A 14,724-nucleotide genomic window follows, 5' to 3' on the forward strand; every position below is an offset into this window, starting at 1 on the left:
CGAGTGACCCGACAGGCGACCCCCATGCAGGACGCGCACGCGCTTTTATCCTCGGTCTTTGGCTTTTCCGCCTTTCGCCCCGGTCAGGCCGAGATTGTGGAAGCCGTGGCCAAGGGGCGCAACGTGCTCGCAATCATGCCGACGGGTGGGGGCAAATCGCTGTGTTTCCAACTGCCTGCGCTGATGCGCGCGGGCGTGACGGTGGTCATCTCGCCGCTGATTGCGCTCATGCGCGATCAGGTGCGCGGTCTGCACGAGGCGGGTGTGGTCGCGGGCGCGCTGACCAGCGGCAACACGGCGGAAGAAACCGATGCGGTTTGGGCCGCGCTTGAGGATGGCAGCCTTAAGCTATTGTATATCGCACCCGAGCGGTTGGCGGCATCTGGCACTGAGCGTATGCTCAGGCGTGCGGGCGTGTCGCTGATCGCCGTGGACGAGGCCCATTGCGTCAGCCAATGGGGCCATGATTTCCGCCCCGATTACCTGCGCATCGGCGAATTGCGCCGCGCGCTGGATGTGCCGCTGGCCGCCTTTACCGCCACGGCGGATGCCGAGACGCAGGAAGAAATCATCGCGCGGCTGTTCGACGGTGCCCAGCCCGAGACATTTCTGCGCGGCTTTGACAGGCCCAATCTGGCGCTGGCCTTTGAGGTGAAACAAAACCCGCGCGGGCAAATCCTGTCCTTCGCCGCCGCGCGCAAGGGGCAGTCGGGCATCGTCTATTGCGGCACCCGCGCCAAGACCGAGACATTGGCGTCGGCACTGCGCGAGGCAGGCCATAGCGCGTGCCACTATCACGGCGGGATGGAGGCCGAGGATCGCCGCATCGTCGAGGGGCGCTTTGCGACCGAGGATGGGCTGATCGTGGTGGCCACCATCGCCTTTGGCATGGGCGTGGACAAACCCGATATCCGCTGGGTGGCCCATGCCGATCTGCCAAAATCGATTGAGGGGTATTATCAAGAAATCGGCCGCGCGGGCCGCGATGGCGCACCCGCCGATACGATGACGCTCTATGGTCCCGATGATATCCGCTTTCGCAGATCGCAAATCGACGAGGGGTTGGCCCCGCCCGAGCGCAAGGCCGCCGATCACGCGCGGCTGAACGCGCTGTTGGGGCTGGCCGAGGCGTTGGGCTGCCGGCGTCAGGTGCTTTTGGGCTATTTCGGCGAGGCGGCCCAGCCTTGCGGCAATTGCGATTTGTGCCAGACCCCGCCCGAAACCTTTGACGCGACCACCCCGGTGCGCAAGGCGCTATCGGCGATCTTGCGCACGGGCGAATGGTTCGGCGCGGGGCATTTGATCGATATCCTGACCGGCAATCTGACCGACAAGATGCGCGAACGCGGTCATGACACCCTGCCCACTTTCGGCATCGGGACCGAGTTTGACACCCGCGGCTGGCAGGCGGTGTTTCGCCAGATGGCCGCCCATGATCTGGTCCGCCCCGACCCGGCCCGCCACGGTGCCCTGCGCATGACCGAGGCCGCGCGCCCCATCCTGCGCGGCGAGGCGGGGATCACGCTGCGCCATGACACGATCAAAGCGGCACCCCGCCGCCCACAGGTCAAGATGCTGGTGGGCGAAGAGGATGCGCCGCTGTTGTCGGCGCTCAAGGCCAAGCGCCGCGCCTTGGCCGAGGGCGCGCGCGTGCCAGCCTATGTCATTTTCACCGACCGCACGCTGATCGAGATGGCCGAAACCCGGCCCGAAACGCTGGACCAGATGGCGCGCATCACCGGTGTGGGGGCCAGCAAGCTGGAAAAATACGGCGCGCAGTTTCTGGCCGTGATCACGGGCGATGCACCCGCAGAGTTGCACCCGGCACGGCGCAAGCTTGCGGGGCGCGATGCAGGCACGCTTTATGACCGGCTTTTGGCGGTGCAGGCCGATCTGGCGCGCGGCGAACGCGGCATCGACAAGCCTGTGACCTGTTCCTCGGCGCAATTGGCCAAGCTGGCCGAGGCACGCCCTGCCGATCTATCAGGGATCGTGCGCCTGTTGGGTGACCGGCGCGCCGAACGCTTTGGCGATGCCTTTCTCGAGGTGCTGCGCGAGGTCGGATGAAACCTTGGCTGGCCATCACAAGCGCTGATACGGCCCGCGCGGGTTGCCCCGCCCGGCCCATGGCGCTAGGTCCACCACTGACCCAGAGTGAACCGGAGGATGGCCTATGCTCATCGTGATTTCCCCCGCCAAACGCCTTGACTGGGCCGCCCGCGCGGTCGCGATGACGACGCCACGTTTTCAAGACGATGCGCGTGCCTTGGCGCAAACCGCCCGTGGCCTGAGCGCGGCGGATCTCGCCGCATTGATGGATATTTCACCCAGCTTGGCCGCGCTGAATGTCGAACGCTTCCAGCGCTTCGATGAGGGGCAAGATGACCTACGCCCGGCAGCGCTTGCCTTTGCCGGTGACACCTATCAGGGGCTTGAGGCGAGCAGCCTTGACGCCGATGATCTGCGCTTTGCGCAAGATCGGCTTTGCATCTTGTCAGGGCTTTACGGCCTGTTGCGCCCGCTTGATGCGATTGCGCCTTACCGCCTTGAAATGGGGAGCCGCATGGCCAATGAGAAGGGTGCAAATCTTTATGCCTATTGGGGTGACAAGATTGCTCGCGCGCTGAACGCGCAAGCAGCCGCGATGAAAAGCGAGACGCTGATCAACTGTGCCTCGGTCGAGTATTTCTCGGCCGTTGATCGCGGCGCGCTGTCCTTGCAGGTGATCACGCCGCAATTTCTTGAGGATAAGCCGGGTGGCCCCAAGATCGTCAGCTTTCATGCGAAAAAGGCGCGCGGCGCGATGGCGCGCTTTATCATCGAGCGGCGGCTGACCGATCCGGCGGGGATTTTGGATTTCGATCTGGGCGGTTATGCCTATGCCGCCGATCTTAGCACGGCGGATAAACCGGCCTTTTTGCGCAGTGCAGAGGCCGCATCACAAAGCGCTGCTTGAACCGGGCAGGGAAACGCGCGTTGGAACGCGCGTGACACGGGCCTTGGAAGGCCCGTCCGCCAGCCCGTCCATCCGCTATCGGTCGCGCAACAGCCGTAGGGCGCACCAGATCGCGGAGCCGCCGAAAAACGCCGTGCCGATGATCCCGATTTCAAGCGAGGCAATGCCGCCGATGCCGTTTGTGGCATAGGCGCCGATCAACAGCGCCATCCCGCCAAGGCTGATGGCAAGTCGCAGCTTCAACTCACCGCGCGAAGGGCCAAATTTGTTGTGATTGGGCATCGGCCAATGGCCGCTGGGTCAAATGCGCAAAAAGACTTGCGCGATCCGTGGCAAAAGCCCGTCAAAGCGCAGCCGCCCATCGGTCGCTACCAAGCAGATGCAATCTTCACCATCATCATCGGCGATGGGCGTGTGATGGGTTTGCTGGCCCGCCACTTCCAGATCGCCGCGCTGAAAATGCCCATCTTCCGAACTATACCCGCCCTGAAGCACCAGCGTCATCTCGGTGCCACGGTGGCTATGTTCCGGCATGGCTTGACCGGCAGGGATATACAAAAGCCGCGCGGTCGCGTCGCCATCGGCGCAAAGCACCGCCTGTTTGGTGCCGCGCGCGATGGATTTCCATTTAACCGCGCTGGCGTCACCGCCAATCATTTTACGCAGGGGGGCGGGGAATACGCCGCCCGTCGGCGCGCTGCGCTCGGTCGGTTGCATGCGCGAGATCTTGGCAAGCGTCTGTTCAAGGCTATCAGGGGCCAGTTCAGCCTCGCCGAGGTCAGACAGAACCGCGCCGCCCAATTCCTCGTAGCCCGCAAGGCGGACACGCGCGTCATCATTGAGCGAGACATGGGCTGCGACGACCAGATCGAAGGCTTGGGGCAATACGCCAGCGGCGTAGCCCATCAAGAGATCGTCAGGAACATGATGGCGAATGGCAGGCATCCGGCCTCCTCAATTCATTGCGTGGCGCAACCTTTCTAGCGCCAACCTAATGCGAGACTTGATCGTGCCAAGGGGTAATCCGGTTTCGGCAGCGATTTCATTATGGGTGAGGTCGCCGAAATAGGCCCGTTCGATCAGGTCACGTTGTTTTTGGGGAAGCTTGCGAACGGCGTCGACAAGTTTCGTGGATTCTTGTTGCAGAGCGATTGCGTCAACCTGATCGGGCGCATCCTCGGGCCCCCAAGGGAGATCCTCGGGCTCGGGGCGCGCATAGCGGCGCAACAGGTCGATCTTGCGGTTGCGCGCAATCGTAAAGATCCACGTCGCGACGGATGCCCGCGACGGGTCGTAAAGATGCGCTTTATGCCAGAGCGTGGCCATCACGTCTTGCATACACTCCTCCGCAAGGGCGTAGTCCGCCCCCGATTTGATCAAGAAGGCTTTTACCCTTGGGGCGAAGTGTCGAAACACTTCGGCAAAGGCCTTTTGATCCTTGTGTTGCGCGATGGAGGTCATACTGGCCACCCAATGCGCTTCTGTCTTTTCCATTGCCGTCACGGTCGGGTCACGCCTTTCTCGCTGACGCATAAAAAGATGGCCGGTACCATCCCCACAGGGCGTCAGCTGGCTGTTCAGCGTGGTCGTTCAACGACAGCATAGCGCGTTTACGGGATTATCCCTAGACTGGATCAAAACTATTTTCTTTGATCTAGCGAGACCGGATACGCGTAACCTAATTAACGCGCTTTTCGATGCTTTTATGGGGACATTGCCGATGCCATTCGAACAACCGGCCGCCGCGCCGAAACGCATTGCCGTGATCGGCGGCGGAATCTCGGGCATGGGCGCGGCTTATCACCTCGCTGATTCGCATCATGTCACCTTGTTCGAGGCCGAGCCGCGCCTTGGCGGGCATGCGCGGACCATCGTCGCGGGCAAACATGGCGATCAGCCGGTCGATACCGGCTTTATCGTGTTCAACTACGCCAACTATCCCAATCTGACCAAGCTCTTCGCGGCCCTCGATGTGCCGGTGACGAAATCGGATATGAGCTTTGCCGCCTCCATCGGCGGTGGGCGGATCGAATACGGGCTGCGCAGCCTTTCGGCGCTGTTTGCGCAAAAGCGCAATCTGGCCAACCCCGCTTTCTTGCGGATGGTGCGTGACCTGTTGCGCTTCAACGCCGGGGCGGAAAAGGTCGCGACCGATGCCACCATCACACTGGGCGAGTTGATGGACCAGATGCAGATGGGCCGCTGGTTCCGCGACTATTACCTCACCCCGATCTCGGGCGCGATCTGGTCCACCCCCAAAGAAGAGATCATGGATTTCCCGGCACAGGCCCTCGTGCGGTTTTTCCGCAATCATCACCTGATGCAGGCGACAGGCCAGCACCAATGGTGGACGGTGCAGGGTGGGTCCATCGAATATGTGACCCGGCTTGAACAAGCCTTGCTGGTCAAGGGTGTCGATATCCGCGTGGCCACCCCGATCACGACGGTCAAGCGGAGTGCCCTTGGGGCTGAGGTCTTGCGCGAAGGGCATTGGGATGTCTTTGACGAGGTGGTGTTTGCCACCCATTCCGATGATAGCCTTGCCATGCTGGCTGACCCCACACCGACCGAGAGCGCGGCGCTGGGTGCCGTGCGCTACCAGCCCAATACCGCCGTGCTGCATGCCGATGCCAGCGCCATGCCCAAGCGGCGCGTGACATGGTCATCATGGAATTACACCGAGCGTCCCGGCTATGAGGGTGGGCCGATTGACCTGACCTATTGGATGAATTGCCTTCAGCCGATCCCGGAAAGCGACCCGCTTTTCGTCACGCTCAACAGCCGTGGGCCGATTGATGAGACATTGATCTATGACACGGCCACCTTCCGCCATCCGGTCTATGATCTTGCAGCGCTGGCCGCCCAAGGCACGGTGCGGGCGATGAACGGTCAAAACAACACATGGTTCTGTGGGGCTTGGATGAAGAACGGCTTTCACGAAGATGGATATGCAAGCGCGCTTGATGTGGTTGACGCGATGGCGGCACGCGATAGGGCGCGCATGGCGGCATGAGCCATGTCGCGCATATCGCGGCCGCGACCTTTCACGGACGCCGTGGCGCGGTGGAGAATGCTTTCACCTATTCCATCGACTATGTGCTGGTGGATGCCGAAGACCCGCATCCGCGCGCGCCGTGGCTTTTTGCGCGCAACCGCGCCGGGCTGACATCGCTGCATGACAGCGATCATGGTGGCCCGCCAAAGCAAGGGCGCGGTGCGGCTTGGGCGCGCGAGGTTTTGAACAGTCACGGGCTTGCCGATGCGACGGGCGGCACCCTACAGCTTTTGGCGCAGCCGCGCATGCTGGGGCATGTGTTCAACCCGGTCTCATTCTGGCTCGCCCATGATGATGCGGGCCAATTGCGCGCGGTGATTGCCGAGGTCTCGAACACCTTTGGCGACAGGCACAGCTATCTGTGTGTCCATCCCGATCAGCGGCCCATCACGCGCGAAGACACGCTCTGCGCACAGAAAATCTTTCATGTCTCGCCCTTTCAGCCCATCGAAGGCGGCTACAGCTTTCGCTTCGATATCCGGGCCGACCGGCTGGGCATCTGGATTGACTATTCCACCGATGGCGAGGGGCTTTTGGCGACGTTGACCGGCAAGCGGCGCGCGCTGTCCACGGGGGCGATCTTGCGCTCGGTGCTGCGCCGCCCCTTTGGCGCGCGCCGTGTGCTGGCGCTGATCCATTGGCAGGCGCTCAAGCTCTGGTGGAAGGGTGCGCCGTTTCACAGACGCCCCACCCCGCCGGAGCAAGATGTTTCCTGAGATGGCACCCGCCCCCTCGCGACCGGGTTATGCGGTGTTTGCCGCGATGTTGGCGGCCGCTGGCCTGCCCATCTATATCCACGCGCCCAAGGTCTATGTTGATGAGTTCGGTGTCGGGCTGACCGCGCTGGCGGGGGTTTTGTTCGCGCTGCGCCTGTTCGATGTGGTGCAAGACCCGGTCTTGGGCTGGCTGGCGCAACGTTTGCGCGGCGCGCGGGCTTTGGCCGTCGCGGGCGGTGTGGCGGTGCTGGCGGCCTCCATGTTCGGGCTTTTCGCGGTGACGCCGCCCATCGCGCCGATCTGGTGGTTTGCGCTGATGATGACGGGGCTCTTCTCGGCCTTTTCATTCTTGACCATCTGCATGTACGCCCAAGGTGTCGCCGCCGCCCCACGGCTTGGCCCGCAAGGCTATCTGCGGCTGGCCGCATGGCGTGAGACGGGCGCGCTCCTCGGCGTCTGCGCCGCCGCCGTCGCGCCGACGCTGTTGGATGCGACGGGAAATCCCTATGGCAATTTCGCGCTGGGCTTTGCCGGGCTTTGCGCGCTGGCCTTGTGGCTGATGCGGGCGCAATGGGGGGCCAGCCTTGTGCCCGCTGACAGCGGCTTTCGCATCGTGCTGGCCGACGCTGTGGCGCGGCGGCTCTTGCTGGTGGCGCTGATGAATGCGGCCCCCGTCGCCGTGTCATCGACACTGTTTTTATTCTATGTCGAAAGCGTTCTGTTGGCCCCGGGGATGGAGGGGCCGCTGTTGCTCTTGTTCTTCCTTGCCGCCGCCGCCACTGCGCCCATCTGGTCGCGTGCAGCCGTGCGGTTCGGTCCGCGCGCCATGCTGCTTGCCGCGATGGCCTTGGCGATTGCGTCCTTTTCATGGGTGCTTTTCTTGGGGCCGGGCGACACGGTCGCATTCGCGCTGGTCTGTCTTATTTCAGGCGCGGCGCTGGGGGCGGATTTCGCCCTTTTGCCTGCGCTCTTCGCGCGCCGCCTAGAGCAGATCGCCCCCGAGGCTGCGGCGGGTTTCGGCCTTTGGGCCTTTGTCTCCAAGCTGACGCTGGCCTTTGCCGCCGTGGTGCTTTTGCCCGCGCTTGATCTGGCCGGGTTCCGCTCGGGCAGCGATAATCCGCAAGGCGCGCTTGATCTTTTGACCTATCTTTATGCGCTGGTGCCATGCGTGCTGAAACTGGGCGCGATGGCGGTTCTGGCGAGCACGCCGTTGCCGCAAGGCGTGGCCAATCCGATTTGAAGGGGTGATGTGATGCGGGATTTCAAAGGTAAGCGTTATTGGCTGGTTGGCGCATCCGAGGGGTTGGGGCGCGCGCTCGCCCTCAAGCTCAGCCGTGCAGGGGCCGAGGTGATCTTGTCGGCGCGCTCTGCCGAACGGCTTGCCGCGCTCGCCGCCGAATTGCCGGGGCGCTGTCATGTGGTTGCGATGGATGTTGCCGATCGCGACAGCGTGCAAAAGGCCGCCCAAGAGGTGGGCGAGATCGACGGGTTGGTGTTTCTTGCGGGCATCGCCACGCTTCTCAAGGCGCAGGAGTGGGATACCGACAAGGTCGAGCAGATGTTGGATATCAACCTGACGGGTGCGGCCCGGGTGATCGGGCGGGTGATCGGGCCGATGGTGGCGCGGGATGCGGGCCATATCGTGATGATCGGCTCGCTCTCGGCCTATCGCGGCCTGCCGGGATCGATCGGCTATTCCGCGTCAAAGGCGGGGCTGATGGCCTTGGCGGAATCGATGCATGGCGATCTGCGGCACAGCAATATCTGCGTCCAGCTTGCCAATCCGGGCTATATTCAGACGCGGATGCAAGATGACAACCCCCATGCCAAACCCTTTATCATGTCGCCCGAGAAAGCCGCGCAAGAGGTGTTTGAACAGATGAACACCGATATCTTCCACAAAGCCTTTCCCTTTGGCTTCGGCCTGTTGTTTCGCTTTTCGCGCTTGCTACCAATGCGTCTTTACGAGGCGATCTTCTTCCAGCGCTAGGTTGATGTCGATCAAGGACGCAAGCGCGAAACCCATGCCCAATGGCCCCAGATAGGGAGGGTTCGGCATGGAGTTAACACCGCAACATGTGGCGCAGATCGTCTTGATGGGCCATGAGCTGATCCGCGCCGAGGGCGAGCTGCGCGCCTTTATCGCCGCCATGCCCGAGGATGAGCGCGCCGAACTGGTGGCGCTTTACTGGGTCGGACGCGGCAGTTTCGAGCCCGAGGATTGGGAAGAGGCGGTGGCAACCGCATTGGCCGAGGCAACGACGCCCACCGCCGACTACCTGCTGGGCAGCCCACATTTCGCCGATCATCTCGAGGCGGGTGCCGAAGCAATGGGCATCGACATCACCGATGTCGAGGAAGACCTGCTTTAACGCCCCCGTCACCCAAGCGTCACTTGCCAGCTTGGCGGCAATGGGCAAGATTGGGCCATGCAAATGCCCATCCCTTTTCCAAGCTGGCCCGATGTGGCCGCCGATCTGGTCGCCACAGCCGCGGGGCGCGCGCCCGCCGATCTGGTGTTGACCAATGCCCGTATCGTTCTGGTGCAAACGCGCGAGGTGATGGCGGGCTGGCAGGTTGCCGTGCGTCATGGCCGCTTTGCCTATGTCGGCCCCAATGCCAGCCATTGCATTGGCCCCGCGACCGAGGTGGTGGATCTGGGCGGCCGCTACCTGATCCCGGGTCTTTGCGATGGGCATATGCATATCGAGTCCGGCATGCTGACGCCTGCGGAATTCGCGCGCGCCGTGATCCCGCATGGCACGACCTCCATGTTCACCGATCCCCATGAGATCGCCAATGTGCTTGGCCTGCGCGGTGTGCGGCTGATGCATGACGAGGCGCTGATGCAGCCCGTCAATATCTGGACCCAGATGCCAAGCTGCGCCCCCTCCGCCCCCGGTTTGGAAACCACGGGCTACGAGATTGGCCCCGATGACGTGGCCGAGGCGATGGGTTGGCCCGGTATCGTGGGCTTGGGCGAGATGATGAATTTCCCCGGCGTGGTGGCGGGCAGCCAGCAAATGCTGGCCGAGATTGCGGCGACGCAAAAGGCGGGCAAGACCGTGGGCGGGCATTATGCCTCGCCCGATCTGGGGCCAGCGTTTCACGCCTATGCCGCCGGTGGGCCCGCTGATGATCACGAAGGCACATCCGAGGATGACGCCGTGGCCCGCATGCGCCAAGGGATGCGGTCGATGATCCGGCTCGGCTCGGCTTGGTTCGATATCAAGGCACAGATCACCGCGATCACCGAGCGCGGGCTTGATCCGCGCAACATGATCATCTGCACCGATGATTGTCATTCCGGCACGCTGGTGCATGAAGGGCATATGAACCGCGCGGTGCGCCATGCGATTGCTTGCGGCTGCGACCCGCTGGTGGCGCTGCAAATGGCCACGATCAACACCGCCACCCATTTCGGGCTGGAACGCGAGATCGGCCAGATCGCACCGGGGCGGCGGGCCGATATGATCGTGACCTCTGATCTAGCCAGCCTGCCGATTGAGGCCGTTTATGCGCGCGGGCGGCTGGTGGCCGAAAGCGGGCGCTGCTTGGTCGATTGTCCGCATCTTGATTGGCCGGATGATGCGCGCGACACGGTGCATCTTGGCCGGGTGCTGGTGGCCGATGATTTCGCGGCCAAGGCACCCTTGGCTACGGGGGCGGTCAAGGTCCGCGTTATCGGTGTGGTCGAGAACCAAGCCCCGACCGAGGCGCTTGAGGCCGTATTGCCGGTCGTCGATGGCGTGATCGCAGCGCAAGGCGATGTGGCCCATCTCGCGCTGGTCGAACGTCATCGCGGGACGGGGCAGGTGGTTAATGCTTTTGTCTCGGGCTTTGGTTATGGTCCCGGCATGGCGATGGCCGCGACCGTTGCCCATGACAGCCACCATATGATCGTCGTTGGCACCTGTCGCGCGATGATGGCCAAGGCCGCCAACCGACTGGCCGAAGTGGGCGGCGGCGTCACGGTCTGGCGCGATGGCGTGGAGTTGGCGTTGGTGGAATTGCCCATCGCCGGGCTGATGTCCGACAGCCCAGCAGCCGAGGTGGCGGCCAAGGCCCAAGCCATGGTCGCGGCGATGGCCGCCTGCGGCTGCACGCTCAACAACGCCTATATGCAACACTCGCTCTTGGCGCTTGTCGTCATCCCCGCTTTGCGGATTTCCGATTTGGGGCTGGTTGATGTGACCCGTTTCGCCCTGACCGATCTGGTCGTGGGGGAAAAGCCGTAACGGCGCGCCTTGCCCATGCGCGCCCCTTGTACATAAAGATCATGAGATGAAAAACAAATCCGCCCGCATCGTCAGCCCCGATCAAGAAAAGCAGCGCAAGCTGTTTGAGAACGCCGATGACGCCGTTGCCCATCTTCAGGCGCTTTATGCGCAAGCGGTGCGGTTCTTGTGCGATCAGTTCAGCGCGACGCTGCGCGATGGCGCACCTGATGAGACGCGGTTTCGCGCCTTTTACCCCGAGTTGCGCATCACCACGACAAGCTACGCCTTGACCGATAGCCGCTTGAGCTTTGGCCATGTGGCCGATCCGGGCAGCTATGCCACCACCATCACGCGCCCCGATCTTTTCGCCAATTACCTGCGCCAACAGATCGGGCTTTTGATCAAGAACCATGGTGTGCCGGTCGAGGTTGGCCCGTCTTTGACACCGATGCCCGTGCATTTCGCCGTGGCAAGCAACAGCGCGATCACCGTGCCGCAAGAAGGGGCGGGTGATTTCATTCTGCGCGATGTTTTCGATGTGCCTGATCTTTCCACGACGCATGACGATATCGTCAACGGGCTTGGCTTTACCTATGAGGATGGCGCCCATCCTTTGGCCCCCTTTACCGCGCAGCGGGTGGATTACTCACTGGCGCGCATCGCCCATTACACCGCGACCGACCCGGTGCATTTCCAGAACCATGTTCTGTTCACCAATTACCAATTCTATGTCGATGAGTTCGAAGGCTATGCCCGCGCCATGTTGGCCAACCCGGCCAGCGGCTACACCAGCTTTGTCGCCACCGGCAATATCGAGATCACCGACCCCGCCGCCCCTATCGCCCATCCCCAAAAGATGCCGCAGATGCCGACCTATCACCTCAAGCGCGCGGATGGGAACGGGATCACCTTGGTCAATATCGGGGTGGGGCCGTCGAATGCCAAAACCGCGACCGACCATATTGCCGTCTTGCGCCCGCATGCGTGGATCATGGTCGGCCATTGCGCGGGCTTGCGCAATTCCCAGCGGCTTGGCGATTTCGTCTTGGCCCATGCCTATCTGCGCGAGGATAAGGTGCTGGACGATGATCTGCCCGTTTGGGTGCCGGTGCCGGCCTTGGCCGAGATACAGGTGGCGCTTGAGAACGCGGTCGCCCATGTGACCGAGCTTGCGGGCTATGAGCTTAAACGCATCATGCGCACCGGCACGGTCGCCAGCCTTGATAACCGCAATTGGGAATTGCGCGACCACACCGGCCCCGTGCAACGCTTGAGCCAGTCGCGCGCAATCGCGCTTGATATGGAAAGTGCGACCATCGCGGCCAATGGTTTTCGCTTCCGGGTGCCTTACGGCACGCTTCTGTGCGTGTCCGATAAGCCGCTTCATGGTGAGCTGAAACTGCCCGGCATGGCGTCGGAATTTTATAAAACCCAAGTTTCGCGGCATTTGCTCATCGGCATCCGCGCCATGGAAACGCTGCGTGATATGCCGCTGGAACGCCTTCACAGCCGGAAATTACGATCTTTTGAGGAAACGGCCTTTCTTTAGAGGAAAAAAACGACATCGCGGCCATGTTTTTGGGTTTTTTCTGCACGCAAAGCGTTGTGTGGAGCCACAATATTCGGTTACTTTTGCGCCAACCGGCCCTAGGGCTCGGGCAGTATTCAGGAGAGAAAAACCAATGGCACAAAAACCCATGACCAAAACCCAGCTCGTCGCCGCACTCGCGGAAGAAATGGGCGCGGACAAGAAAACCGCAGCAGCAGCGATCGATGCGGTTTCCGCAATCGTGACCAAGGAAGTCGCCGCAGGCGGCGCTGTCACCCTCCCCGGCATCGGCAAGATCTACTGCCGCGAGCGCCCCGTGCGCATGGTGCGCAACCCCGCCACCGGCGAGACGATCAAGAAAGATGCCGACAAGCAGGTGAAAGTCACCGTTGCCAAGGCACTCAAGGACAGCGTCAACGGCTGATTGCCCTGATGCAGCTTTCGTGAAAGGGTCGCGCCCAAGATGGGCTGCGGCCCTTTCTCTTTTCTGGGCCGAGGCCGACTGACCCCATGGATTTCCGCGCATTTTTTGCCGGGCTCGTCTTTGCCCTGATTTGGTCGTCCGCCTTTACCTCGGCGCGGATGATCGTCGAGGCCATGCCGCCGGTCACGGCCTTATCCATCCGCTTTTTGATCTCGGGGTTGATCGGCATCGCCATCGCGCGGGCCTTGGGTCAAAGCTTCCGCCTTGGGCCGGGCCAATGGCGCGCGGTGATCATCTTTGGCATTTGTCAGAACGCGCTCTACCTCGGGCTCAATTTCGTTGCGATGCAATGGATCGAGGCCTCGCTTGCCGCGATCATCGCCTCGACCATGCCCTTGTTGGTCGCGGCGGCGAATTGGGGGATTTTCCGCGAAAAGCTCCCGCTACTGGGCGTAGTAGGCTTAGCGGCGGGTTTTTGTGGCGTGGGTTTGATCATGGCGCAGCGCTTGGGCGGCGGGGCCGATCCGACGGGTATCGTGCTGTGCCTGATCGCGGCGGTGGCGCTGACGGTGGCCACTTTGGCAATGCGAGGCGCGACAGGGGGCAATGGCAATTTGTTGATGGTCGTGGGTCTGCAAATGCTGGTGGGTGCAGCGGCGCTTGCGCCATTTGCGCTGCTCACCGAAAGCTGGTCGGTCGATTGGTCCACGCGGCTTGTGCTGGCCTTTGGCTATACCACTTTGATGCCGGGGCTTGTGGCGACACTGATCTGGTTTTGGCTGGTGCGCCGCATCGGGGCCACGCGGGCCGCGACCTTTCACTTTCTCAACCCGGTCTTCGGTGTCGCCATCGCAGCCCTGCTTTTGGCCGAGGGGCTAAGCTGGGTCGATGCGCTGGGCGTGGCCATCGTGGCAGCAGGTATCTTGGCCGTGCAATTGGTAAGGGCGCGTCCGGCTTGATCGCGCCCTTGGCTGACCGGCGCTTTGCGCGCGCTAAGGTGTGACGGCAATCACCACGAGATTGTCAATCGCCCAACGGGGCGGTTCGCCATCGGCCATGCCCGCCGCCGCAGGCAGCGGCGTGATCGAAAGCTGCAACTCTGGCGCGGTGGTCGTGATCGCCATTTCGACCGATAGCCGGGTTTCCAAAAGGCCCGGCCCAGCGGCAAAGCCCAATTCCTGCGGCCCTGTCAAGCGGCTGCGCAAGGTGATGCCATCTTGGGCCAAAACCTCCCGATGCTGGGCTGCGATCAGATCGGGTTGGGAGGAAAAGCTTTGTCGCAAGACCGGTGCGCCATTCACGGAAAGCTCCAGCCGCTCCAGCGCCCAAGCGTCGATTGCGATCAGATCCATGGTCACGATGCTGCGCTGCGTCTGTGGTGGAAGGGCGATCCGGCGCGTCATCGGTGCATCGCCGGGCGTGGCCAACCAGATCGCGCCAAGCCCGACCTGCGTGTCATCGCGCTTTCCGCCCGACCAATCGGGCGCGGGACCAGTGCTGAGATCTTCGAAAAGAACCAAACGCTCGGTCGCGCCCAAGGCGCGCAGGCCGCCAATCTTGGTACCAAACGCTGTGACCGGATAGGCTGGCGCACTGCGGATCAAACTCGCCACCAAAAGCGCGAGAGCCATCAGCCCTACTGTGACCAGCAGCCAGTCAAGTTTGACCACGCGCAGCAAATATCGTGGGCGCACCGAAACCCCCATGAGCAAACATCCAACTTCTTCCCCAGCTAAGACGCAATCGCGGCCAAGTATGGCGAAAAAGGGGCAAGGCTTTGGTGCTTTCAAAGCAGTGTTTTCAG

Annotated in this window: 15 protein-coding genes; 11 read left to right on the forward strand and 4 right to left on the reverse strand. The window is 62.4% G+C overall.

Going from position 1 to position 14,724, the window contains the following annotated elements:
• The first annotated feature begins 24 nt into the window (after nucleotides 1–24).
• Nucleotides 25–2,067, forward strand: a complete 2,043-nt coding sequence (gene recQ, locus KG698_RS07555) for a DNA helicase RecQ (RefSeq protein WP_213684948.1) — start codon at nucleotides 25–27, stop codon at nucleotides 2,065–2,067.
• A gap of 106 nt (nucleotides 2,068–2,173) precedes the next feature.
• Nucleotides 2,174–2,956 (forward strand): peroxide stress protein YaaA, encoded by a 783-nt coding sequence (gene yaaA, locus KG698_RS07560; RefSeq protein ID WP_213684949.1) that lies wholly within the window; start codon nucleotides 2,174–2,176, stop codon nucleotides 2,954–2,956.
• A gap of 75 nt (nucleotides 2,957–3,031) precedes the next feature.
• Here yaaA and KG698_RS07565 read toward each other — a convergent pair whose 3' ends face one another.
• Genes KG698_RS07565 through KG698_RS07575 form a run of 3 tightly spaced genes read right to left on the reverse strand, consistent with a single transcriptional unit; the run spans nucleotide 3,032 to nucleotide 4,450 of the window.
• Entirely contained in the window at nucleotides 3,032–3,238 is a 207-nt protein-coding gene (locus KG698_RS07565) for a hypothetical protein (protein ID WP_213684950.1), read from the reverse strand.
• An 18-nt stretch (nucleotides 3,239–3,256) separates the two neighbouring features.
• Nucleotides 3,257–3,901 (reverse strand): ChrR family anti-sigma-E factor, encoded by a 645-nt coding sequence (locus KG698_RS07570; RefSeq protein ID WP_213684951.1) that lies wholly within the window; start codon nucleotides 3,899–3,901, stop codon nucleotides 3,257–3,259.
• A 9-nt stretch (nucleotides 3,902–3,910) separates the two neighbouring features.
• Entirely contained in the window at nucleotides 3,911–4,450 is a 540-nt protein-coding gene (locus tag KG698_RS07575) for a sigma-70 family RNA polymerase sigma factor (RefSeq protein WP_213684952.1), read from the reverse strand.
• Nucleotides 4,451–4,676: 226 nt separating this feature from the next.
• On the opposite strand from KG698_RS07575, the gene KG698_RS07580 reads away from it, so the two are divergent.
• The 9 genes from KG698_RS07580 to KG698_RS07620 all read left to right on the forward strand — a co-directional run bounded on the left by KG698_RS07580 (nucleotide 4,677) and on the right by KG698_RS07620 (nucleotide 13,879).
• On the forward strand, nucleotides 4,677–5,969 hold the full coding sequence (locus KG698_RS07580) for an NAD(P)/FAD-dependent oxidoreductase (RefSeq protein WP_213684953.1): 1,293 nt from the start codon (nucleotides 4,677–4,679) through the stop codon (nucleotides 5,967–5,969).
• Nucleotides 5,966–6,727, forward strand: coding sequence for a DUF1365 domain-containing protein (locus KG698_RS07585; RefSeq protein WP_213684954.1), 762 nt, complete (start codon nucleotides 5,966–5,968; stop codon nucleotides 6,725–6,727). Before KG698_RS07580 ends, KG698_RS07585 begins: the two co-directional genes overlap by 4 nt.
• On the forward strand, nucleotides 6,717–7,967 hold the full coding sequence (locus KG698_RS07590; RefSeq protein WP_300983187.1) for an MFS transporter: 1,251 nt from the start codon (nucleotides 6,717–6,719) through the stop codon (nucleotides 7,965–7,967). Before KG698_RS07585 ends, KG698_RS07590 begins: the two co-directional genes overlap by 11 nt.
• Before the next feature lie 12 nt (nucleotides 7,968–7,979).
• Nucleotides 7,980–8,717: an SDR family oxidoreductase gene (locus KG698_RS07595; protein ID WP_213684955.1), complete on the forward strand. Its 738-nt coding sequence runs from the start codon at nucleotides 7,980–7,982 to the stop codon at nucleotides 8,715–8,717.
• A 67-nt stretch (nucleotides 8,718–8,784) separates the two neighbouring features.
• Entirely contained in the window at nucleotides 8,785–9,099 is a 315-nt protein-coding gene (locus KG698_RS07600; protein WP_213684956.1) for a DUF3775 domain-containing protein, read from the forward strand.
• A gap of 57 nt (nucleotides 9,100–9,156) precedes the next feature.
• Nucleotides 9,157–10,965: an adenine deaminase gene (locus tag KG698_RS07605; protein WP_213684957.1), complete on the forward strand. Its 1,809-nt coding sequence runs from the start codon at nucleotides 9,157–9,159 to the stop codon at nucleotides 10,963–10,965.
• Between the two features lie 46 nt (nucleotides 10,966–11,011).
• The gene (locus KG698_RS07610) at nucleotides 11,012–12,496 is read left to right on the forward strand and encodes an AMP nucleosidase (protein WP_213684958.1); all 1,485 of its coding nucleotides are present in this window, start codon (nucleotides 11,012–11,014) and stop codon (nucleotides 12,494–12,496) included.
• Between the two features lie 133 nt (nucleotides 12,497–12,629).
• Complete coding sequence (locus KG698_RS07615) at nucleotides 12,630–12,920, forward strand: HU family DNA-binding protein (protein WP_213684959.1); 291 nt, start codon at nucleotides 12,630–12,632, stop codon at nucleotides 12,918–12,920.
• 86 nt (nucleotides 12,921–13,006) lie between these two features.
• A complete protein-coding gene (locus KG698_RS07620) occupies nucleotides 13,007–13,879 on the forward strand; it encodes a DMT family transporter (protein ID WP_213684960.1) in 873 nt (290 codons plus the stop codon).
• Between the two features lie 33 nt (nucleotides 13,880–13,912).
• On the opposite strand, the gene KG698_RS07625 is transcribed toward KG698_RS07620, so the two are convergent.
• Nucleotides 13,913–14,551, reverse strand: a complete 639-nt coding sequence (locus KG698_RS07625; RefSeq protein ID WP_213684961.1) for a hypothetical protein — start codon at nucleotides 14,549–14,551, stop codon at nucleotides 13,913–13,915.
• Nucleotides 14,552–14,724 lie beyond the last annotated feature (173 nt).

This window comes from Roseicyclus sp., assembly GCF_018402035.1.
Classification (GTDB): domain Bacteria; phylum Pseudomonadota; class Alphaproteobacteria; order Rhodobacterales; family Rhodobacteraceae; genus Roseicyclus.

Bases quoted from the DNA above. Each gene is read 5' to 3' on its own strand.
- KG698_RS07580 (WP_213684953.1), top strand. From the start codon at position 4,677: ATGCCATTCGAACAACCGGCCGCCGCGCCGAAACGCATTGCCGTGATC.
- KG698_RS07625 (WP_213684961.1), bottom strand. From the start codon at position 14,551: ATGGCTCTCGCGCTTTTGGTGGCGAGTTTGATCCGCAGTGCGCCAGCC.
- KG698_RS07585 (WP_213684954.1), top strand. From the start codon at position 5,966: ATGAGCCATGTCGCGCATATCGCGGCCGCGACCTTTCACGGACGCCGT.
- recQ (WP_213684948.1), top strand. From the start codon at position 25: ATGCAGGACGCGCACGCGCTTTTATCCTCGGTCTTTGGCTTTTCCGCC.
- KG698_RS07565 (WP_213684950.1), bottom strand. From the start codon at position 3,238: ATGCCCAATCACAACAAATTTGGCCCTTCGCGCGGTGAGTTGAAGCTG.
- KG698_RS07610 (WP_213684958.1), top strand. From the start codon at position 11,012: ATGAAAAACAAATCCGCCCGCATCGTCAGCCCCGATCAAGAAAAGCAG.
- KG698_RS07595 (WP_213684955.1), top strand. From the start codon at position 7,980: ATGCGGGATTTCAAAGGTAAGCGTTATTGGCTGGTTGGCGCATCCGAG.
- KG698_RS07570 (WP_213684951.1), bottom strand. From the start codon at position 3,901: ATGCCTGCCATTCGCCATCATGTTCCTGACGATCTCTTGATGGGCTAC.
- KG698_RS07575 (WP_213684952.1), bottom strand. From the start codon at position 4,450: ATGGAAAAGACAGAAGCGCATTGGGTGGCCAGTATGACCTCCATCGCG.
- KG698_RS07620 (WP_213684960.1), top strand. From the start codon at position 13,007: ATGGATTTCCGCGCATTTTTTGCCGGGCTCGTCTTTGCCCTGATTTGG.
- yaaA (WP_213684949.1), top strand. From the start codon at position 2,174: ATGCTCATCGTGATTTCCCCCGCCAAACGCCTTGACTGGGCCGCCCGC.
- KG698_RS07590 (WP_300983187.1), top strand. From the start codon at position 6,717: ATGTTTCCTGAGATGGCACCCGCCCCCTCGCGACCGGGTTATGCGGTG.
- KG698_RS07615 (WP_213684959.1), top strand. From the start codon at position 12,630: ATGGCACAAAAACCCATGACCAAAACCCAGCTCGTCGCCGCACTCGCG.
- KG698_RS07605 (WP_213684957.1), top strand. From the start codon at position 9,157: ATGCAAATGCCCATCCCTTTTCCAAGCTGGCCCGATGTGGCCGCCGAT.
- KG698_RS07600 (WP_213684956.1), top strand. From the start codon at position 8,785: ATGGAGTTAACACCGCAACATGTGGCGCAGATCGTCTTGATGGGCCAT.